We start from the raw sequence: 21,035 nt of genomic DNA on the forward strand, positions 1-21,035 counted from the left end.
TTTCCTATTTTGTATACTTCTTTACGACTGCATGCATAGCTTCCCATTGCTGTTCCATGTCGGCAACCAATTTAAACTGGGTTCTGGCACGGTCAAGGTTATGCCCCTCGCGGTGAATTTTAAAGTAGGTATCGCCCGCAATATGGTCGGCCAAAAAGCGCATACCGCATTCCAGTGTCATTAGCTTTGCACCCATAGGCAGGTTTGCAATTTCGTTGGGGGTGAGCACGCTGCCCGCCACTTCAAGGTAGCCCTTGGTATACACCTCAAACAGAGAAATATCAAAGTTCACCTTGCTCAAATCGCGTTCGTCTTCTGCTGCAGTGGTTGCGCCGAAGCGGATAGAATCTCCAAAGTCATAAAGAGATAGTCCGGGCATCACGGTATCGAGGTCAATAATGCAAATTCCCTTGCCGGTAGCATTGTCAATCAGCACGTTGTTCAGCTTTGTGTCGTTATGAGTAACGCGCAGCGGCAATTTGCCCTCTGCCAGCTGGTCAAGCAGTGCATGGGTGTCTGCCTCACGCGAAAGCACAAATTCAATCTCCTCGCGCACATCATCCGCCCTGCCTGTGGTATTGGCAGCAAGCGCCTCTTTAAACTGGCGAATGCGGTCTACGGTATTGTGGAATAGGGGGATGGTCTCATGCAGGGTTGCAGCGGGGTACTCAGCCAACAACAGCTGGAACTTACCAAACGCACGGGCAGAGTTGTAAAAATCATCTGCATTCTGTACCATCTGAAAGGTTGTCGTATCCTCAATGAATACATACATGCGCCAAAAGCCGCCGTCCTCATCAACGTGATAAAACTCGCCGCCCTTGGTAGCAATCAAGTTTAGGGTTTCGCGCATCGGGTCGCCGCCTGCCTTTGCAATTGCTTTGCTGAGGTAGTGTGTTACACCCGCTACGTTTTCCATTACTGCTTTCGGGTCTTTGAAAACATGGCTGTTGACGCGTTGTAAAATGTATCTTCTGGAGGTGCCGTCCTCCAGCTGAAAATAAGCAGCAAAGGTGTCGTTGATGTGTCCGCTGCCGTAGGGTAGCGCACCTGCAAACTCACCTTCGTACTCAAAACAATCTACCACACGGCGCAAAAGCTCTTCTGTAATTGGTTTCATGCAAATTCCCTCCAAAGCTTATCGGGGTAAATCCCGTTTTCTCTCATGCGTTTTATAGCTTCTACCACCACAGGCTTATCCTCACGGTAGGTGACGCCATACCAGCGGTCGGGGGATTGCAGCACCTTTACGGTCGCCTTTCCGCCTTCTACTAAGTGGTCTACCATAGTCGGCAGAAAATATTCGGCCTTCAGCGGATTTTCTGCAATTGCCTGGTCCAAAAATACGGGAAATTCATCCGCCAATGCATTTAAAATGCTGGGCGAAAAGCCCCACAGATTCATTGAAACGGTGCTGCCCTCGGGAATCGTCACCCAATGGGTGCCGTCTTCGGTATATTGTGCGCCGCCCCCGCGTTTTTCAATGTGTGTGCGCTCATGAATGGTGTCAAGGTAACCGTCTGCTGTTGTAACGCATACACCCCGCGCCACATGTCCGTGGTCGGTGAGTGTATTCTCCAGTATATAGCCCACCATTGCATAGCGGTAAAGTGCATCGTCTTCGCTGTGCAGCAAAAAATCGTAAATCAGCTTAAAAGCATCCTTACCATAGTAATCGTCTGCATTAATTACCGCAAACGGTGCGTCGATGAGCTCCTTGCAGCAGAGGATCGCATGTCCTGTGCCCCAGGGTTTTTCTCTTCCATCGGGTACGGTGTAGCCTGCAGGAAGCGCATCCACCTCCTGATAGGCATAGCCGACCTCCATAATTTTTGAAATCCTGTCACCGATAATCTCTTTAAAATCTTCTTCAATCGATTTTTTAATTAGAAATATTACTTTTTTAAAGCCTGCATTCATTGCATCAAAAAGAGAAAAATCAATGATGATCTCTCCGTTTGCCCCGACAGGGTCAATTTGTTTTAGCCCGCCGTACCGGCTTCCCATTCCGGCAGCCATAACCACCAATATCGGTTCTTTCATAAACCACAGCCTCATTTCTTGATGTAATTCCAGACTGCTGCATCTAAGGCAGCCAGTAGGATGGAACGATCGCTGGCATATCATAAAGCAACAGCCTGCTGCTCCATCTACTATTCTATCGAATGTTTTCGTTAAAATAAATGTCCGATTGCTCAAAATATTTGCACAAAAATGCAGCAAGCATCAAAATTCATCATTCTAAATGTGCAAAAAACTCAGCCCGATTCTCTGGCTTACCAGAAGAAGGCTGAGTTTTTAATGTTTTTAAATTATTTTTTTAATGAAACCGGTCGCTTCTGCGTGCTTTCTGAACGAATTTTCACCGAAGATGCGTATTCCGAGGGGGTCATTCCGGTTACCTTTTTAAAGTGGCGTGAAAAATAGTGAATGGATGTATACCCTAATTCATTTGCGATTCCGGTAAAATTACGGGTGCCCTCCCGAATAGCCTGTTTGGCTGCGGAGATTTTCATCTTTCCAAAATAATCCATTACACCGCCGCCGGTTTTTTCCCGGAATATCTTCTGTAAATAGCTGCGCCCAAACAAATTATCACGGCATACATCATCCAGAGTAATACGGTTATGGATATTATCCTCTAGATAATGCTGAATGCGGGCGAAAACATCCTGTCCCTCTTTTTCGCGGATGGATGAGGTTATCCTGATATTGGTTTGTGGAACATCCCCTTTGCGTATCAGCTGTAAAAGCATTAGTTCTAAACTAAGCTTAATAATCTGTTCCGACCCAAATTGTCCGTCTCCGCTTCTTTCTAACGACCGTAAATTGGGGTCATCCAGCGCGGAAGAAAAAGTTTGGTTTGCTTCCTCTACAATTTTAGCCAGCAAATCACGCTCTGCATCTCCGGCACGTAAAATTTTATCTTCAAAAAACTGCATAGCAGGTGAGATACACTCAAATGCAACCACAACAAGGTTTGGGGCAATTACACCGTTTGCCCATAGGTTGTGAAATTCCATCGGTTTGTGGAAAATAACATCACCCTTTTTCAGCAAATAACAGGTTTCACCTGCGGTCACTTCAACCTCACCTTTGTCTACATACAGGAACTCCCAGAAATTATGCACCTCACCGGGGAAGAAGAAATCGCTGGTATATTCAAAATAATGCACCGTCACCAAATGGTCGATTATAATTTCTTGATTTAGAAATGTACTTATGTAGCCCATTTTGACACCACCTTATGTGATTTTGTACAATCTTCCAAAGATGTTTATGGAAAAAGTACAAGAAATTTACTTTAATACTATTATTTTATACCAAAAGAAAAGAAAATGCAATTATTCTACATAATTAATTCTCATATCTTGAGGTAAATTGTGCAAAATTAATACAAATAATGGTAAATCAATTTGTAAGAACAAACGCTAGAATAAGGGGGTAGAGTAACAAACAACGAAACAGGAAAAAACTATACTTTTTCAAAAGTGAAAATTTGTACTTTAAGGCGGATGCCTTAACATAATGAAGAATCAAATAGTAGGAGGATTTACGAGATGAAAAAGAGATTGTTGTCACTTATGTGTCTGGTACTGGTAGCAGCCTTGCTGTTTACGGGCTGCGCGGGTAAATCTGCTCCATCCGGCGGAGGTTCTGCTGCACCTTCTGGCGGTGAAAAAGTAAAGCTTGTTTATTGGACGATGTGGAACGAAACCGAGCCTCAAGGCCAGACCATTGCCGAGGCCGTTAAGGCCTACACCGCAAAAACCGGTGTTGAGGTTGAAGTCAACTGGAACGGCCGCGACATTCGTAAGACACTGCAGCCCGCATTGGACGGCGGCACAGTCATCGATATTTTTGACGAAGATGTCGAACGCGTCAATGTTACCTGGGGCAACTACCTACTGGACATTGAAGAAATGGCTGCAAAATCGTATGACAGCACCGGTGGCAAGCCTTATACCGACGTTGTTAGCAAAACCCTCGTCGATCTTGCCCGTTCGCTTGGTCCTAACGGAAAACTCTCTACTATCCCTTACCAGCCCTCTACATTTGTAGTTATGTACAATAAAGATATCTTTGCTGAGGCAGGCATTACTGCTCTTCCGAAAACATGGGATGAGTTCCTCGCAGCCTGTGAAAAGATTAAAGCAGTCGGTAAAACCGCTATCACTGTTGATGATGCTTACATGGCCGGCTTGGTGGGCTACCATCTGGATCGCCTGATCGGTATGGATGCAACGATGCAGATTGTTGAGAAGAACGATTTTAACAATCCCGCTGTTTTGGAATTTGGTAAGCAGTGGCAGGAAATGGCGCAAAAAGGTTATATCTCTAAAAATGCCGCTGCCAATATCTATCCTGCCGGCCAGCAGGAGATTGCAAACGGTTCTGTTGCAATGTACCTAAACGGCACATGGCTCCCGAACGAAATTAAAGATTCTGCTCCTGCAGATTTTAAATGGGGTTCCTTCGCATATCCTGCAGTTGCCGCAGCGGGCGACGGCCCTGAGGCAAATAACTTTGGTGCACAATGCCTTGGTATCAACAAAAACACCAAACACCCACAAGAGGCTTTTGACCTAATCGTATGGCTCACCACCGGCGAGTGGGACAGCAAGCTTGCTGCAAACTCCCTCGGCGTGCCGATGGGCAACGATTCTACCTGGCCTACACAGCTTGCTGATGCAAAAGCAGTTTTGGACAACACTACAAAACGTTTGCCATGGGCAGTTGGCATGGAGAATAACCCCGACATTAACGCTAAAATTAAAACCAACTTTGCATTGCTTGTCAGTGGTAAGCTGGACGCACAGGGCTTTGCAGATGCTATGAAAAAATAACGTTTACTTCTAAACCTTAGTAGATAGCATAAAGCGGCGGCATCGTGTTTTACGCTGCCGTCGTTTTCCAATAAGTAAGTAAGGAACTAGGGGGATTCTTATGAAAAAGAACAAGACAATGATCATTGCTTTTCTCACCCCGGCGGTGCTTACCTATACTCTGGTATTTCTATATCCTACCATTCGCACAATTGTCATGAGCTTTTTCAGGGTAGAAGGTGTAACAGATTCTATTGCAACATGGAGTTTTAACGGGTTGGGCAACTTTAAGACACTAATTGATACCCCGCTGTTTTTGAATTCAATGGGTAATATCGCCAGAATATGGCTTGTAGGCGGAATCTCTGTCATGCTCCTTGCGTTGCTTTTTGCAGTCATCCTCACTAGTGGTATCCGTGGCAAAAGCTTTTTCCGTTCGGCAATTTATCTGCCCAATGTTGTTTCTGCGGTTGCAATGGGAACGATGTGGATTAACTATGTATATAACCCTGATTTTGGTCTTTTCCACGAAATATTTTCTTCTCTGGGTATGAAAAAAATGTCTGAAATTCTGTGGACAGGGCCGGAAATGCTATTTTGGAGTATGCTGATTGCATATTGCTTCGGCATGGTAGGGTATCATATGCTCATATTTATGAGCGGCATTGAGAGAATTCCGGTAGATTTTTACGAAGCAGCTACCATTGAGGGGGCAAATGTATTTAAACGCTTCCTTAAAATTACACTGCCTCTGCTCAAGGGCGTCATCCGAACCAATATCGTATTATGGACGGTAAGCACGGTTACATTCTTTGTATGGAGCCAATTGTTCTCACCGGTTAATCTGAGTGCAAGCACCGTTACGCCAATGTCTTACATGTATGAGCTGGTATTCGGCGCTAGCTCTGCGGCAATTACCAAGCGCGATTCCGGTGCAGGTGCTGCCATCGGCGTAATCATGGTTTTGATTGTAGTTGCAGTGTTTTTTGCAACCCAGCGTATCATTAAAAACGATGATGTTGAGCTTTAAGAGGGGAGGGTGAAATAAATGGCTAAAAAATCAAAGAAAATCAAGCAACCTGTTAACTGGAAGAAGGAGCTGCAGCTTGCACCGGGATATCTGATTGTTTCGCTGTGGGTATTATTTACCTTTGTGCTCATCGGTTGGATCATTCTTGCCTCCTTCTCGACAACGCGTGAAATTTTTGATGGTAACTTATTCAAGTTTGCGACGGGCTTTCATCCTGAAAACTACATAAAAGCGTGGAAAACACATAAGGTTTCCAATTATTTTATGAATTCGCTGCTTTATACTTTAGTATCCTGCACCCTCGTGGTTATTATTGCAGCACCTGCAGCGTATGTGCTCAGCCGTTTTCGGTTCAAGGGAAACGGTCTGCTGCAAAACATGTTTGCAACTGCATTGGGTATCCCATCTATTATGATTATTATGCCGTTGTTTGCAATGGTAACTGCCATGCAGCTTACCAACTCCAGGATACTGTTAATTTTCCTGTATGTCTCAATTAATGTACCGTTTACCATATTCTTTTTAACTACGTTTTTTCGTAATTTATCCGTATCGTTTGAGGAGGCAGCGGCAATCGACGGCTGCAGCCCAATAAAAACATTCTGGAAGATTATGCTGCCCCTTGCCCAGCCCGGTATCGTCACCGTTACCATCTTCAACTTTATTACGATCTGGAATGAGTACTTTATCTCACTTATCTTTGCAAACTCTCCGCAGACGCGCCCCGTTGCGGTCGGCCTGTATTCTATGATTCAGTCGATGCGCTACACCGGCGACTGGGGCGGTATGTTTGCTGCTGTTGTTATTGTGTTCCTACCCACCTTTATCCTGTATATTTTCCTATCAGAAAAAATCATTGCAGGCGTCACCGGTGGTGCAATTAAGGGCTAAACCTTGTGTAAATAGTAAGATTATATCCTATCAGTCGCGGGTGAATACCCGTAAAAGGAGCTCCCACCTTGCCGGCGCGGGCTCCTTTTCTATAACATATAAAGGATGGAGGAATCAGCCTTGAAGATTTATCGTACTACTCTGCGCACACCAGCGGCAAGCCTTAGCGGGCAAAACCCGCTGCCATGTTTTCGCGACAGAAACCACAATAAGCAACTGATCAATGATGGCCTGCTGGAAGAGGAGCTTACCGGCTTTGGCTACGAAACTGCATTTCGCGTGTTGCCATATACCATGCAGGATCAATACAATAGAACCCTGCAGGAGACCGATTTAAACGCCATTGTGATGGAGAATAGCCGACTGAAAGCAATCTTTCTTCCGGATGTTGGTGGACGCTTATGGTCGCTTTACGATAAACAGGAGAAACGGGAGCTTCTGTTTCGCAACCCTGTTCTTCGTTTTGCAAACTTGGCGATTCGAAATGCATGGTTCTCAGGCGGAATTGAATGGAATTTAGGGCAGCATGGGCATACCTGCCTAACCTGCGAGCCTGTGTTTTTTGCCCGCTGCACCGACAATGAAGGCAATGAGTTCCTACGCATGTATGAGTACGAGCGCCAAAAATGCCTCTTTTTGCAAATCGACTTTCACCTGCCCGAAGATGTAGGTTATCTTGCAGCACATGTCAGCATACAAAACAGCAAGGATGAACCGGTACCTCTTTACTGGTGGACTAACATTGCCGTTAAAGAAAACCGCAATGTGCGTGTTTTTTCAGGCAGCAAAGAGGTCATCTACATCAAGCCCGAAACACAAAAGTCGCAGAATTCTATTCATGGCTTTGGTCATGGCGAAATGCCATATCTTGCTACCCTAAACGGGCTGGATGCAAGCTATCCTAACAATCTGCCCTATTCCAACGAATATTTCTTTCAAAACCCTGCACAGCTCGATTGCACATGGGAGGCAGCTGCCTATGATGACGGCACCGCATTTTGGGAGCGCTCTACCGAGCGTCTGAGCTACCGCAAAATGTTCTGTTGGGGCAATCACCGTGGCGGCAATCATTGGAAGCACTTCCTTTCCGATGATGTAGGCGGCGATTATCTAGAAATACAGGCAGGGTTGGCGCCCACACAGGTGCATGGGGAAGACCTCGGTGCAGGCGAGCGATGCAGCTTTACACAAGTATTTGGCGGTTTTCAGGTCGATACAGAACAGGCGAATGCCGAGTGGGAACAGTCTTGCAAATACCTCTATGGCTGTGTGGAGCAAGCGCTTTCTGCCAATCAGCTGACTGCCCTGAATCAAAAATACGATGCGCTCTATTCTAAAAAGCCTAATGAAATTCTGCATCACGGCAGTGGCTGGGGTGCGCTGGAGGCAAAACGTGAGCCTTCTATCATTCCTCAGGGAATGCTTTTCCCCGAAAGTACCTTAGATGCACAGCAGCAGCCGTGGCTGTCGCTGCTGGAACAGGGTGCTCTGCCACCACTCGCAGCAGATGAGCTGCCCGCTTCATGGCTTACCGACACGCGCTGGCTACCATTGCTTGAGGCTTCGCTGCAAAACGATGAAAATCATACTGCAGCCGCATACCTCCACCTCGGCGTAATGCTCTACGAAAACGATCAGTCGCAGCAGGGGATAGACGCACTTCTGCGCTCTGCCGAGCTGCACCCAACCGCTATTGTTTATCGCTGCCTTGCTCAGGCAATGGTGCAGCAAAAAGAGTCTGGTCAAGCGTGCTTATGTATCGATAAAGCGGTTAAGCTTGGCGGTGTTGCACAGCATCACGCATTTGCCGAAGAATATATAGCTATTCACAACTCTGCAGGCAAGTACGAACAGGCTTGGGAATTTTACAACTCCTTGCCTGATGTGATGAAGCGGGGGGAGCGTATACGCCTGAGCGCAGCAGAAACAGCCTTTGAACTGCATGAGTGGGCTTTCTTAGAAGAACAGTTTACCTATACCTTTGCTACTGTACGCGAGGGCGAAAGTGCCCTTATTGACCTTTGGTTTCAGCGGCAGTCATTGTTGTTGGCTGAGAAGCGCGGTATTGCTGATTACCATGCCTTGATTGAAGAGGTAAAAGCGACCATTGAGCCACCGTACAACCTCGATTTCCGTATGACTCCACCCAAACAGATCAAATAATACAAAACAGGCTGCCATATGAAATGGCAGCCTGTTTTATTGCCTGCATCTAAAGCAATGAAAACAATCCGTATGAGAGTATACCCATAATAATACCGCTTGCGGCAACTCCGGCCGCAATGGCAACAATCGAAGGCCAAAATTTCAGCCGCAATGTTGCGGCAATCAGTGAACCTGTCCATGCGCCGGTGCCCGGCAGGGGAACAGCGACAAAGCAAAACAGGCCAAACAGCTCAACGTTACCAATCTTTTTAGATTTCTCCTCAGCCTTGTCCAGTATTCTTTGAAAAAACGGCCCTATTTTTCGAAATTGAGTCAGCCATTTTAGAACCTTGGTAGCAAATAAAATAATAATGGGTACCGGCAGCACATTGCCAATCAAACAAATGGCATAGTTTGTCCAAAATGGTATTCCATAGCCCGCACCAATAGGAATTGCCCCACGCAATTCAACAATAGGCAGCATAGAGACAAGCAGTACAAGCAAATATTTATTCAGTTTCAATGAATCAGAACAACTCCTTAAGGTTTGTGGTATAATTGCCGTTCTTCGGTAGTTGCCGCGTAAGAGAAGAGCCGAAGAGGATTAGAACGAGGATAATAAGCGCTTTTATGTTTATTATACCTTACTTGCCAGTATGATACAACGTTAAAGCTGTAAACTTATTATAAAGAAGTTGGAAATATAAGAAAAGCCGTCGAAATGTGTGTAACATTCCGGCGGCTAATGTGCCTCTATTCAATAAACAAAAATAGTATTATGCATGTCGGTTTTTAAGTGCACGCATTGCAACAAATTTCCATAAAAGAACCACTATGACAACTGTAATAATGATCTCAGGAACCATATAGCTGCCGTTATAACCAATCGAGTAAAGCCATACGGGCTGATCCTCAGGTGCATACACGCCCCAAATAAGAATTCCGGAAACGATATGGCAGATATAGCGCAGCAGTGTAACAGCAAACGTTCCTACACCCGCACCCACAAGCTGGTTCTGGAAGGGCTTTGCAAAAACCGGTGCAAGTCCCAGAACGGTGTAAGCAATTACATAATCGAGTAAAATCACCAATAGGAACCAAAAGAAAGTTTCTGTCGGCGGGGCTGAAATGCCGCCCAGAAGCATCTGAACAAGGCTGCCCACAAACGCGGTAAGCAGGCCCCATTTTACGCCGTGGCGCAGCGCAATGAACACGATAGGTGCCATACTTGCAAGGGTAATAGAGCCACCGTTGGCTAGCTTTACGAATGGAATGAGCTGCAATACAGCAGACAAAGCCACCATAATGGCGCATTCTGTCATAATGCGGGTTTTACTGGTTTGAGTCATTGTTTTTACGTCCTCCTGTGTCAAATAACACGTTAAATTTAAAAGAACACAGAAAAAAACACCACTTAGCATAATGCCAAATGGTGTCTAGCAATTAAATATTAATTACTACCTACGCCAGCATTATCTGGATCAGGTTTAAGGGTTTAAACACGACAGTGTTCCTCTCAGCCAATTTTCGTTAGCTCCCCTGTATTCTTTTCGCTTTTAGTATACACCGTTGCACGGGTTCTGTCAAGCACCGCCCTGGCAGCCATAATCGCACAGGTCACGCACACAGCATAGCCCGCACTGCGGGTTACGCGCCTTGCATACTGCCCTGCCATGCAGCACAGTACGGTGGCAAAAGTCGTTGCTTTCCTCGGGTGGCAGCAGTTCGCGCAGCTGCATTTCGCATTTATACGGGTCTTTGCCCACGGTTAGCCCCATCAAATTGGTCAAACGGATGCAGTGTGTGTCACACACCACCGAGGGCTTGCCAAACACATCACCGAGCACAAGGTTAGCCGTTTTTCTGCCAATACCAGGCAATTTGAGCAAATCCTCCATATTATCGGGTACTACGCCGCCAAAATCTTCGGTAAGCATCTTGCCGGTCGCAATCAAATCCTTTGCCTTGGTTTTGTACAGCCCGCAGGATTTTATAATTTCTTCTACCTCCGAAAGCTCGGCGCTTGCAAAAGCCTGTGCGTCCGGATATTTTTCGAACAGAGCAGGTGTAACGAGATTTACGCGCGCATCGGTACACTGTGCCGCCAAACGGGTGGATAGGAGCAGCTGCAATGGGTCCACATAATTCAAAGAACAAACCGCATCGGGATATTCCTGTTTAAACCGTTCAATAATCTGCAGGGTTCTATTTTGTAATGGGGTCATTTAGATTCCTCCTGTGTAAAGCCAAAAACCTTTACAAAATTAAATTTTGCATGGTGCAGGGCATAAGCCTGTACCAGCATAAAAATGATTGGTTACTGTTAATTTATCATGTTTTGCATCTAAATTATACTGCAAAAGTAGTCTTTTGGCAAGTCCTGTATCATCTGCTTTAAAGCGGTAAAAACTTTTTTACGGTAAAGTGTTGACAAACAAACTTTTTCGGGTTATATTAATTGCAACATCATATTTTAAAGGCGTAGATGGGGAACAAAACACAGCATTTCAGTTACAGAGAGTCGTTGCTTGGTGTAAAACGATACGGAATTTGTGTATAACTCGCCCCTGAGCTGTCACCCGAATATAGTAGGCGTGAACGGAGCTTCTCACCGTTAACAGAGATAGCATTTTCGCATTGCAGGTGTTTGCTTGCAGCGCAGATGTGAACAAAGCGGATGCAATTGCATCAACTAGAGTGGTACCGCGGAAGAATTTAACCTCCGTCTCTTTTTCGAAGAAAGAGACGGAGGTTTCTTGTTTTTTACAGCAAAACAGAAAGGGGTTTTATGATATGAAAAATTTTGAAAAGTACAGTCGGGCCTATTTTATGCCCCCCGAGACATCAATGAGGTGGGCGCAGAAGGAATACATTACCGAGGCGCCGATTTGGTGCAGTGTTGACCTGCGCGACGGCAATCAGTCACTGATTGTACCGATGAGCCTAGAAGAAAAATTAGAGTTTTTTACTTTTTTAGTCAAAGTTGTAGGCTTCAAAGAGGTGGAAATCGGGTTTCCAGCAGCATCCGATACCGAATATGAGTTTTGCCGTGCGCTAATTGAACGGGATTTAGTACCCGACGACGTAACCATTCAGGTGCTCACCCAGTCACGCCCGCATATCATCGAGAAAACCTTTGCAGCACTAAAAGGTGCAAAAAACGCGGTTGTGCACCTCTACAATTCCACTTCGGTTGCACAGCGCGAACAAGTATTTAAAAAGTCCAAAAAAGAAATTATCGACATTGCTGTCAGCGGTGCACAGATGCTGCTGGAGTATTCGCAAAAAGAGGGAAGCCCCTATCGTTTTGAATACTCTCCCGAAAGCTTTACCGGTACCGAGATGGATTTCGCTCTTGAAATCTGCAACGCTGTACTGGATGTTTGGAAGCCGACTGCGGACAAAAAAGTGATCATCAACCTGCCGGTTACCGTGTCGCACTCTATGCCGCACGTTTACGCCAGCCAGATAGAATATATGTGCGACCGTTTAAACTACCGCGACAATATCATTGTTTCATTGCACCCCCACAACGACCGTGGCTGTGCGGTTGCCGATTCTGAAATGGGTCTGCTCGCGGGAGCACAACGCATCGAAGGCACGCTGTTCGGCAACGGTGAGCGCACCGGTAACGTTGATATTGTCACCCTTGCACTGAACATGTTCTCGCAGGGCGTAGACCCTGAGCTGAACTTTGAGAACTTGCCTGCAATTACCGAACTGTATGAGAAGGTGACCGGTATGAAGGTTTACGACCGTCAGCCGTATTCGGGTGCATTGGTGTTTGCGGCATTCTCCGGCTCGCATCAAGATGCGATTGCCAAAGGCATGAAGTGGCGTGAAGAGCACGACTGTGCACGCTGGACCGTACCTTATCTGCCTATCGACCCGCAAGATGTTGGCAGAGAGTATGAAACCGATGTTATCCGCATCAACAGCCAGTCGGGCAAGGGCGGTATCGGCTACCTGCTCGAACAGAAATACGGCTACAGGCTGCCTGCCAAAATGCGCGAAGATTTTGGTTATACCGTCAAAGGTATTTCCGACCAGCAGCATAAAGAACTCAGCCCAAGTGAGGTGCACCATATCTTTAAAGAGCAGTATGTCAACTTCTTTACTCCGATTGATGTTGTTGAGGTGCACTTTATTCAGAAAAATGGCATCTACGCGGTGGTAACGACCAAAGTGGGTGACGAGATAAAAGAGTTTACCGGTACTGGAAACGGCCGTCTGGATGCCGTTGCAAATGCGCTTAAGAATAATCTTGATCTCAACTTTTCGCTGCTCACCTACGAAGAGCATGCACTTGAGCGCGGAACCAACTCCCGAGCAGTTGCTTATGTCAGCATCAGCATTGGCGGCAATAAGGTTAGCTGGGGCGCCGGCGTACACGACGATATTATGGCAGCTTCGGTCAACGCGCTGGTCAGCGCCATCAATCGTGCAGGGGTATGCCAGCCGGTAGCTCAGGTATAGCTTGCAGCATTTCTAAAGGAAGCAACAAAACAACAGGGAAAGGTTTGATACGTATGGGAATGACAATGAGCCAGAAAATCTTGGCGGATAAAGCAGGCTTGCCGCAGGTTTCGGCAGGTGAATTGATTTATGCCGAGGTGGATATGGTGCTCGGCAATGACATTACAACACCTGTGGCAATTCGTGAATATCAAGAGCACGGCTGCACAGAGGTGTTTCATAAGGATAAAATTTCGATTGTGCTTGACCATTTTACCCCGAGCAAAGACATTAAGGCGGCAGAGCTGTGTGCCACTTGCCGCGATTTTGCGAATGCAAACGATATTAAGCATTTCTATGATGTTGGTGCAATGGGTATTGAACACGCATTGCTGCCCGAGCAGGGTATTGTGGCTGCGGGTGAGCTAATTGTGGGCGCAGACAGCCATACCTGCACCTACGGTGCGCTGGGCGCGTTTTCAACAGGGTTTGGCTCTACCGATATGGCAGCGGCAATGGCAACAGGCAAATGCTGGTTTAAGGTACCTGCCGCAATCCGATTTGAGCTGACCGGTAAGCCGAGAGAATGGGTAAGCGGAAAGGACATTATTCTATACATTATCGGCAAAATTGGTGTGGATGGTGCGCTCTACAAATCAATGGAATTTGTAGGGGATGGCATCCAGTATCTTTCGATGGACGATCGCTTTACCATTGCCAACATGGCCATTGAGGCGGGTGCAAAAAACGGTATCTTTCCGGTGGATGACGCAACCCGTACTTATATGAAGGGCAGGGTAGACCGTGCGTATAAAGAATACACAGCTGACCCAGACGCAGTTTATGATGAAACCTATGTGATTGATCTTTCTGCTCTTGAGCCAATCGTAGCATTTCCCCATCTGCCCGAGAATGCTCGGCCAGCCAAAGAGGCCACCGGAATCAAAATCGATCAGGTTATTATCGGCTCATGTACCAATGGCAGGTTCAGTGACCTTGCTGTTGCGGCGGCGGTTTTCAAAAATAACCATGTTGCCAAGAACGTACGCACTGTAATTATCCCTGCAACTCAGCAAATTTATCTCGATGCGATGAAAGCGGGATACATCGAAATCTTTATCAAGGCGGGCTGCGCAGTTTCTACCCCTACCTGCGGGCCTTGTCTCGGCGGACATATGGGCATTATGGCGGCGGGTGAGCGCACAGTTGCCACAACTAACCGCAATTTTGTGGGGCGTATGGGGCATGTGACCTCCGAAGTGTATCTGGCGTCTCCTGCTGTGGCGGCGGCATCCGCGGTTTGCGGCAGCATCTGCACACCTGATATGTTGTAGAGGGAGGAAATATAGTATGGGAAAAGTATTCAAATATGGTGATAACATCGATACCGACGTTATCATCCCCGCAAGGTGCCTAAATATTATGGATCGCAAAGAGCTGGCAACCCATTGCATGGAGGACATAGACAAAGGGTTTGCCAAAAATGTAGCGAAGGGCGATATCATAGTCGGTGGTGCAAATTTCGGCTGCGGCTCTTCTCGAGAGCATGCCCCTATGGTGATCAAAGAAAATGGCGTCTCCTGTGTTATCGCTGCCAGTTTTGCACGTATTTTCTACCGCAATGCCATCAACATCGGCATGCCAATTCTGGAATGTAGGGAAGCATCTGAATGTATTAAAGCAGGTGACGAAGTGGAAGTAGATTTTGAAACGGGCATCATAACCAATATTACTAGAAGCGAAACATATCAAAGCCAGCCGTTTCCCAAGTTTATAAGGGAGATTATGCAAGCGGGCGGATTGATGAATTGGATTCATAAATAAACCGAAAGAACGGAGTGCTCTAAAAGTGAGCGCTCCGTTCTTTTATTTTATGCAGGCATCAGCCCACGAATTTTTTATTTAGCAGCCACAGCCATTGCAACCACATCTGTTGCCGCAGCCGTTACAGCCATTGCATCTATCGCAGTCACGGTCGCAGCGGTTGTTGCATCTATCACAGTCACGATCGCAGCGGTTACACCTATTGCACCTATTGCACCCACATCCAAAAAAGTTACACATTAAAAATCTCTCCTTTTCACGTACGTATTCTTTATCCTTGGGGGACAATAACAGTTTATGCTGGCGGTTTTTAAAGGGTGCGTGCATTTTGGGCAGCACCAAGCGACGCAAAAAGACATTTTTGTACGACGGTAAGCGACTAAAATTCAGTGCACACACCGTTATACTAAAAATATCGCCAATAGACAAGGCAGACAAAGTGGTGAAGGGGGCGATGAGAACGGTTGTTTATGTGGACATTCTTATCTGTGTTAACCTAATTGTTAACTATTTTCTGCTACTTTCGACAGGTCGATTCTGCCAAAGAAAACAAATAAGGCTACGGCTGTTTCTGGCAAGCATGCTTGGTGCATTGTATGCAATGATTTTATTTGTAAAAGGCTTGCCACCTTGGGTGCTGCTCGGTTCTAAACTAATTATTTCCGCGGCAATGGTGCGTATTGCGTACCGTTATGTCAGCCCCAAGCAGTACATAAAAGAATACCTCGTGTTCTTTACTGTAAATTTTATTTTTGCAGGGCTCATGCTTGCATTGTGGCTGCTTGTTTCGCCAAAAGGCATGTTGTTTTATAACGGAATCGTTTACTTTAACATTTCTGCTGTAATGCTTATTGGCTTTACAGGAATTGCCTATGGAGTTGCAGAAATATTTTCAAGACTTTATAAAAAACAAGGAGTGGATACCGCTATGTACCATGTCACCATTGAACTTGGTCAAAAACAAACTTTACTCACAGGTTTTTTTGATACGGGCAATACACTCAAGGACGTCTATACCGGATACCCCGTGGTGGTATGCGACTTTGATGCCATACATAGCATCCTGCCGAGCAGTTTACTTGATATTTTCTCAACACCGATTGAGCAGATTGACCGTTTGGAACGGCTGATGACAGTTCATACCGGCAACAAATTTAAACTGATTCCGTATAACACGGTAGGCTTTAGCGGAATTTTACCTGCATTTATCCCTGACCGTCTGATTTTGCAGGAGGGTACCCGCAGCTTTCAGATGGAAAATGTTTATGTAGCGGTATCGCAGCAAAAACTGTGCAAAGGGGATTATGACATGCTGCTCAATTTTGAGATGCTGCCGGTTGAATACCGCTTGAAAAATGAAACCGAAAAGCAGCACAAAGAAATGGTCAAGATTAGCTAAAACAAGCGTAAAACAAAATCAGCTGGCATTTATATCGACTCAATAAATACTTTATATAGCGGTGTTTCCGCAAAAGGGGTAGTGGTAATGGAAAGGCTTCTTACAATCGGACGAGAAAGGTTAAAGGAATCTTGGCTTTGGCGGCTGATGAACGCGTTGGAGCTTGGCGGAAAGGTGTTTTACATCAACGGGCCCGAAAGCCTGCCGCCGCCGCTCACACGTGAAGAGGAGGCTGTGGTGTTTACGGGGCTTGAAAACAACGACAGCGGAGCTCGCCAAATGCTCATCACGCACAACCTTAGGCTGGTGGTGTATATCGCCCGTAAATTTGAATCCACAGGTATCGGTGTGGAAGATCTCATCTCTATTGGTACCATCGGGCTTATCAAGGCGGTGAATACCTTTTGCCCCAGCCGCAACATTAAGCTTGCAACCTACGCTTCACGCTGTATCGAAAACGAAATTTTAATGTTTTTACGCAAAACACAAAGCCTAAAAAACGAGGTATCAATCGATGAACCTCTCAATATAGACTGGGACGGCAACGAGCTGCTACTTTCCGACATTCTGGGTACAGAGAGCGACAGTGTCAATAAAAACATTGAAAGCGACGTAGAAAAAAGCATTTTGCATGAGGCGGTGAATCGTCTTTCAGAACGTGAACGTAATATTATGCAGCTGCGCTTCGGCTTGCTCGACGGTGTAGAGCACACCCAAAAAGAGGTAGCGGATATGATTGGAATCTCACAGTCCTACATATCGCGTCTGGAAAAACGTATCATTAAGCGCTTAAAAAAAGAACTGGAACGAATTGCGTAAAGCACCCTTAGAACAAAACCTAAAAACACATAAAAAGCGCTCCGGAGAGGTTATCTCCGAGCGCTTTTTATGTGTTTAATTGTATTAAAGATCAAATGCGGGGGAAGACGCGAGTTTCATCTGAGAGAGCTGCACTGCAATTTGAGAAGCCAAAGCCGCATTGTTGTAAACAAGCTGAATGTTAGCTTCAAGGCTGGTTCCGCCGGTAATCTTCTGAATCTTATCCAGCAGGAAGGGGGTTGTCTCTTTGCCCTTAATTCCAAGAGAATCGGCCTCTTGGACGGCTTCTTCGATTTTAGCCGTGATATAATCGTGATCCATCGCATATTGCTCCGGTATCGGGTTGGTGACAAGCATACCGCCCTTTAGCCCAAGGTCCTCTTTTGCCTTAAATGCACTTGCAATCTCCGTTGGCGAATTCATCTGGTAATCTACATAAAAACCGCTTTTACGGGTGTAGAATGCAGGCAGCTCCTTAGTTTGATAACCAAGCACCACAACGCCTTTTGTTTCAAGGTATTCGAGTGTCAAACCAAGGTCGAGAATGGATTTCGCACCCGCACAGACAACCATAACGGGTGTCATCGAAAGCTCCTCAAGATCTGCGGAGACATCCATGGTGGTTTCGGCACCGCGGTGAACACCGCCTACGCCGCCTGTTGCAAAAATCGAAATGCCTGCGAGTGCTGCAATAATCATCGTAGCGGCAACGGTGGTGGCGCCGTCTTCGCCCTTTGCGGCAAGAATCGGTAGATCGCGGCGGCTTGCCTTGATCACATCAAGGCCTTTTTTACCCAGATGAGTAATCTCCTCTTCCGTCAGCCCCACCTTCATTTTGCCGCCGATGATAGCAATGGTAGCTGGGACAGCACCGTTTTGGCGGACTACTCGCTCAACGTTTAAAGCGGTCTCAACATTTTTAGGGTAGGGCATACCGTGCGAAATAATAGTGGATTCCAATGCTACCACAGGCTGTCCTGCCTCAATTGCCTGCTGAACCTCGGGCGAAACCTCAAGATATTTTTCCAGATTGCTCATATAATCGACTCCTTCTATATTAAATATAAATTTCACTGCCGTTTTTGTTTATAACTGCAAGGATATTATCGGTGCTGATTTGGGGGCTGATGGTCTCTTTGCTTGCCACACAGATGCTTGATGCTGCAAGCCCGGCTCGCGCTGCGTCCGCCAGCGAAAAGCCTTCCAAATGCGCCCAGGCAAGTGCCGCTAAAAAGCTGTCACCCGCACCGGTAGTGTTCATAATTTGAGCAGGGTAACAAGGCAGCTTGATGCAGGTATCTTTATCGGCACAAAATACACCTTCAGAGCCAAGCGAAATGAACACCTGCTTAACGCCGAGCTTCAGAAAATGCAGTGCAGCTTTTTCCAGCGATGCATCATCTGTAATGGTAATACCGGTTAAAAGCTGTGCCTCCATGCGGTTGGGCTTAATCGTGTGTATTTTGTCCAAAATACCGCGCAGTTTAACCGCCTTGGTGGTGGAGACTGTATCTACAAACAGGGGGCACTTGCAATTTTCTGCAAGATATTCCAGTGTCTCCTGCGGTGGGTTGGTATCCGCAATACAGATACGCGACCTGTTGATCAAATCCATTTTGCCACTTAGAAACTCAGGCGTCAGATGGTTGTAAATCTCCATATCCGAAATAGCGAGCTCCATATCACCGAAATGATTGGTGATGAAAAGGTAGGTTGAAGTCGCTGCATTTGGCACGGTGAGCGAGCATGAAATATCAATGCCCAGTTCACGGCAGTTGCGGGTAATTTGTTCTGCATGCACATCCTCGCCAAACGCGGTTATCATCTTTACCTGTTCGCCAAGCAACGAAAGATTATGTGCAATGTTGCGCCCCACACCGCCCGGTGACAGGCTGACAGTACCGGGGTTGGAGTCGCGTGCGATCAGCGGCTTGGCGGGGCAGCCAAAAATATCTGTGCTTGCTCCGCCGATTACAACGGCGTAAGGTCTGGTTTGTAAAATGTACCCCTTACCCTGAATCAGCCCCTTTTTCATCAGATTGGAGATGTGTACAGCTACGGAAGAACGGGTAATCCCCGCACGCTGTGCAAGCTCTTGCTGCGAAATTAGGGGTTTTTCTTCAATCCAGGTAAGTAATTGACGCTCCCGGTCGGTCATCACGGTCAATCGCCTCCTAATCAAAAGCTTATAAGAGTAATCTTTTGCTTAATATTAACCGATTTTAATGTTGCTGTCAAGAAGATTATATTAGAAATTTTTTAAATAAACCGAACCGCCGCCTGCTGCAAGCCGACGGCGGTTTAACCCTATTCAAATGCACTAAATTTGCTTTTTAATTTTTGACAATGCTCCTTTTTCCAACCTGCTCACCTGCGCTTGCGATATACCTACTTCGGCGGCAACCTCCATTTGGGTTTTGCCTTTAAAAAAGCGCAAAGATAAAATTCGTTTCTCACGGTCGTTTAAATTAGTAATCGCTTCCTTCAGCGCAATTTCCTCCAGCCAGTTGCTGTCATCATTTTTATCTCCAACCTGATCCATCACATATATGGTATCTCCCGAGTCGGAATACACTGGTTCAAACAGCGAGACAGGCTCAACAATTGCCTCCAGCGCCAAAACAACATCCCCCTTTTTAACCCCCATTTCTTCCGCAATTTGTTCAATTGTGGGTTCTTTTGCATGCAAATTGGTTAGGCGCTCCTTGGTTTGCATTGCCTTATAAGCGGTGTCGCGCAGCGAGCGGCTGACACGAATTGCGTTGTTATCGCGCAGGTAACGTCGAATTTCGCCGATAATCATAGGCACTCCGTAGGTGCTGTACCGCACATCAAGGTCAAGATTAAAATTATCGATTGATTTAATGAGCCCGATGCAGCCTACCTGGAACAAATCGTCCATGTTCTCTCCGCGGTTCGAAAATTTTTGCACTACACTTAGTACCAGCCTTAAATTCCCTTGTATCAGCTTTTCGCGCGCTTTCTGGTCGCCTTGTTGAGCCTTGGCCAGTAACTCGCGCGTCTCGGCTTCTTTTAAAGTTGGCAGTTTTGCCGTGTTAACCCCGCAGATTTCAACCTTGTTCAGATACATTCACACACAGCCCCATTCTTTTATCTAGTTGCTCAAAAGTATTGGCGGGTGTGCAAAAAGTAATGCATTAAAATTCGCTTTCCAATTGTTTCTAAAAATTTTCATAGGTCAACCTGGTTTTGGCATAGATTATAATAGAGAAGGCGAGGTGTTGTGTATGCAGTGCAGAGTGGTTGATCTGCGTTTTCGCGACGTTATCAATATTAAGGACGGATGTCGGCTGGGCTGTGTCAACGATATTGAGATTGACACCTGCTCGGCACGTGTGCTGTGTATTGTTATTTTTGGGCGGCCAAAATGTTTTGGCTTGTTGGGCAGGGAGGAAGATATCATCATTCCGTGGGATAATATTGAGGTAATTGGCGAAGATACGGTTTTAGTATGCTTCAGCCATAAATTCCCACCGAAGCGAAAAAGGTTTTTCGAAAAATTTTTACAGTAAATGTTGTGAAACCCTTGCAAATGTGAGATTACTATGGTATACTAACACAGCAAAAATAAAACACACGTTTCACCGGAATCTGCGCGTGGTGCCGCCTTTTTGCAGGCGGTGGT

20 protein-coding genes, 1 riboswitch and 1 other annotated feature are annotated in these 21,035 nt (G+C 46.2%); of the genes, 10 read left to right on the top strand and 10 right to left on the bottom strand.

The genetic code is table 11. The features are described 5' to 3' along the window. Window positions 1–4: 4 nt before the first annotated feature. The 3 genes from RTV33_RS05345 to RTV33_RS05355 all read right to left on the bottom strand — a co-directional run bounded on the left by RTV33_RS05345 (window position 5) and on the right by RTV33_RS05355 (window position 3,233). The gene (locus tag RTV33_RS05345; RefSeq protein WP_312642302.1) at window positions 5–1,120 is read right to left on the bottom strand and encodes an aminoglycoside phosphotransferase family protein; all 1,116 of its coding nucleotides are present in this window, start codon (window positions 1,118–1,120) and stop codon (window positions 5–7) included. After that, the gene (locus RTV33_RS05350; RefSeq protein WP_312642304.1) at window positions 1,117–2,043 is read right to left on the bottom strand and encodes a sugar phosphate nucleotidyltransferase; all 927 of its coding nucleotides are present in this window, start codon (window positions 2,041–2,043) and stop codon (window positions 1,117–1,119) included. The genes RTV33_RS05345 and RTV33_RS05350 overlap by 4 nt, the downstream gene beginning before the upstream one ends. A gap of 269 nt (window positions 2,044–2,312) precedes the next feature. Then, entirely contained in the window at window positions 2,313–3,233 is a 921-nt protein-coding gene (locus RTV33_RS05355; protein WP_312642306.1) for an AraC family transcriptional regulator, read from the bottom strand. A gap of 327 nt (window positions 3,234–3,560) precedes the next feature. Between RTV33_RS05355 and RTV33_RS05360 the strand changes: the two genes are divergently transcribed. The 4 genes from RTV33_RS05360 (at window position 3,561) to RTV33_RS05375 (ending at window position 8,910) form a co-directional block, all read left to right on the top strand. Next, window positions 3,561–4,847: an extracellular solute-binding protein gene (locus RTV33_RS05360; RefSeq protein ID WP_312642308.1), complete on the top strand. Its 1,287-nt coding sequence runs from the start codon at window positions 3,561–3,563 to the stop codon at window positions 4,845–4,847. 100 nt (window positions 4,848–4,947) lie between these two features. Beyond that, window positions 4,948–5,856 carry a sugar ABC transporter permease gene (locus RTV33_RS05365; protein ID WP_312642310.1) on the top strand — a complete coding sequence of 303 codons (909 nt, stop codon included), beginning with the start codon at window positions 4,948–4,950 and terminating at the stop codon, window positions 5,854–5,856. Window positions 5,857–5,874: 18 nt separating this feature from the next. Beyond that, a complete protein-coding gene (locus RTV33_RS05370) occupies window positions 5,875–6,747 on the top strand; it encodes a carbohydrate ABC transporter permease (RefSeq protein ID WP_312642312.1) in 873 nt (290 codons plus the stop codon). A 120-nt stretch (window positions 6,748–6,867) separates the two neighbouring features. Then, window positions 6,868–8,910 (top strand): DUF5107 domain-containing protein, encoded by a 2,043-nt coding sequence (locus tag RTV33_RS05375; RefSeq protein WP_312642314.1) that lies wholly within the window; start codon window positions 6,868–6,870, stop codon window positions 8,908–8,910. Window positions 8,911–8,959: 49 nt separating this feature from the next. Here the strand turns inward: RTV33_RS05375 and RTV33_RS05380 are convergent, their stop codons facing one another. From RTV33_RS05380 to nth, 3 genes are all read right to left on the bottom strand, one after another. Next, window positions 8,960–9,415, bottom strand: a complete 456-nt coding sequence (locus tag RTV33_RS05380; protein ID WP_312642317.1) for a small multi-drug export protein — start codon at window positions 9,413–9,415, stop codon at window positions 8,960–8,962. A gap of 253 nt (window positions 9,416–9,668) precedes the next feature. After that, window positions 9,669–10,241, bottom strand: coding sequence for an energy-coupled thiamine transporter ThiT (thiT, locus tag RTV33_RS05385; RefSeq protein ID WP_312642319.1), 573 nt, complete (start codon window positions 10,239–10,241; stop codon window positions 9,669–9,671). Window positions 10,242–10,333: 92 nt separating this feature from the next. Then, window positions 10,334–10,443: riboswitch (TPP riboswitch) on the bottom strand. A gap of 32 nt (window positions 10,444–10,475) precedes the next feature. Then, entirely contained in the window at window positions 10,476–11,117 is a 642-nt protein-coding gene (gene nth, locus RTV33_RS05390) for an endonuclease III (protein WP_312642321.1), read from the bottom strand. A 248-nt stretch (window positions 11,118–11,365) separates the two neighbouring features. Beyond that, window positions 11,366–11,625 (top strand) — a binding site (T-box leader). Window positions 11,626–11,685: 60 nt separating this feature from the next. On the opposite strand from nth, the gene RTV33_RS05395 reads away from it, so the two are divergent. Genes RTV33_RS05395 through leuD form a run of 3 tightly spaced genes read left to right on the top strand, consistent with a single transcriptional unit; the run spans window position 11,686 to window position 15,171 of the window. Then, window positions 11,686–13,368, top strand: coding sequence for a 2-isopropylmalate synthase (locus tag RTV33_RS05395; protein ID WP_312642323.1), 1,683 nt, complete (start codon window positions 11,686–11,688; stop codon window positions 13,366–13,368). 53 nt (window positions 13,369–13,421) lie between these two features. Continuing rightward, a complete protein-coding gene (gene leuC, locus RTV33_RS05400) occupies window positions 13,422–14,681 on the top strand; it encodes a 3-isopropylmalate dehydratase large subunit (protein ID WP_312642325.1) in 1,260 nt (419 codons plus the stop codon). A 16-nt stretch (window positions 14,682–14,697) separates the two neighbouring features. Further along, on the top strand, window positions 14,698–15,171 hold the full coding sequence (leuD, locus tag RTV33_RS05405) for a 3-isopropylmalate dehydratase small subunit (protein WP_312642327.1): 474 nt from the start codon (window positions 14,698–14,700) through the stop codon (window positions 15,169–15,171). 74 nt (window positions 15,172–15,245) lie between these two features. Here the strand turns inward: leuD and RTV33_RS05410 are convergent, their stop codons facing one another. Next, complete coding sequence (locus tag RTV33_RS05410) at window positions 15,246–15,398, bottom strand: hypothetical protein (protein WP_312642329.1); 153 nt, start codon at window positions 15,396–15,398, stop codon at window positions 15,246–15,248. 101 nt (window positions 15,399–15,499) lie between these two features. Between RTV33_RS05410 and RTV33_RS05415 the strand changes: the two genes are divergently transcribed. Both RTV33_RS05415 and sigE read left to right on the top strand, forming a co-directional pair. Then, entirely contained in the window at window positions 15,500–16,570 is a 1,071-nt protein-coding gene (locus RTV33_RS05415) for a sigma-E processing peptidase SpoIIGA (protein ID WP_312642331.1), read from the top strand. Window positions 16,571–16,657: 87 nt separating this feature from the next. Then, on the top strand, window positions 16,658–17,389 hold the full coding sequence (sigE, locus tag RTV33_RS05420) for an RNA polymerase sporulation sigma factor SigE (RefSeq protein ID WP_312642333.1): 732 nt from the start codon (window positions 16,658–16,660) through the stop codon (window positions 17,387–17,389). An 84-nt stretch (window positions 17,390–17,473) separates the two neighbouring features. Here sigE and RTV33_RS05425 read toward each other — a convergent pair whose 3' ends face one another. The 3 genes from RTV33_RS05425 to sigG form a co-directional block, all read right to left on the bottom strand. After that, window positions 17,474–18,427 (bottom strand): pseudouridine-5'-phosphate glycosidase, encoded by a 954-nt coding sequence (locus RTV33_RS05425; RefSeq protein ID WP_312642335.1) that lies wholly within the window; start codon window positions 18,425–18,427, stop codon window positions 17,474–17,476. Between the two features lie 19 nt (window positions 18,428–18,446). Continuing rightward, window positions 18,447–19,547 carry a PfkB family carbohydrate kinase gene (locus RTV33_RS05430; protein ID WP_312642470.1) on the bottom strand — a complete coding sequence of 367 codons (1,101 nt, stop codon included), beginning with the start codon at window positions 19,545–19,547 and terminating at the stop codon, window positions 18,447–18,449. A 162-nt stretch (window positions 19,548–19,709) separates the two neighbouring features. After that, window positions 19,710–20,480, bottom strand: coding sequence for an RNA polymerase sporulation sigma factor SigG (gene sigG, locus RTV33_RS05435; RefSeq protein ID WP_312642337.1), 771 nt, complete (start codon window positions 20,478–20,480; stop codon window positions 19,710–19,712). A 157-nt stretch (window positions 20,481–20,637) separates the two neighbouring features. Between sigG and RTV33_RS05440 the strand changes: the two genes are divergently transcribed. Continuing rightward, the gene (locus tag RTV33_RS05440; RefSeq protein ID WP_312642339.1) at window positions 20,638–20,922 is read left to right on the top strand and encodes a YlmC/YmxH family sporulation protein; all 285 of its coding nucleotides are present in this window, start codon (window positions 20,638–20,640) and stop codon (window positions 20,920–20,922) included. The last annotated feature ends 113 nt before the right edge of the window (window positions 20,923–21,035 follow it).

It is taken from the genome of Hydrogenoanaerobacterium sp., from assembly GCF_032017025.1.
Lineage (GTDB): Bacteria > Bacillota > Clostridia > Oscillospirales > Ruminococcaceae > Hydrogenoanaerobacterium.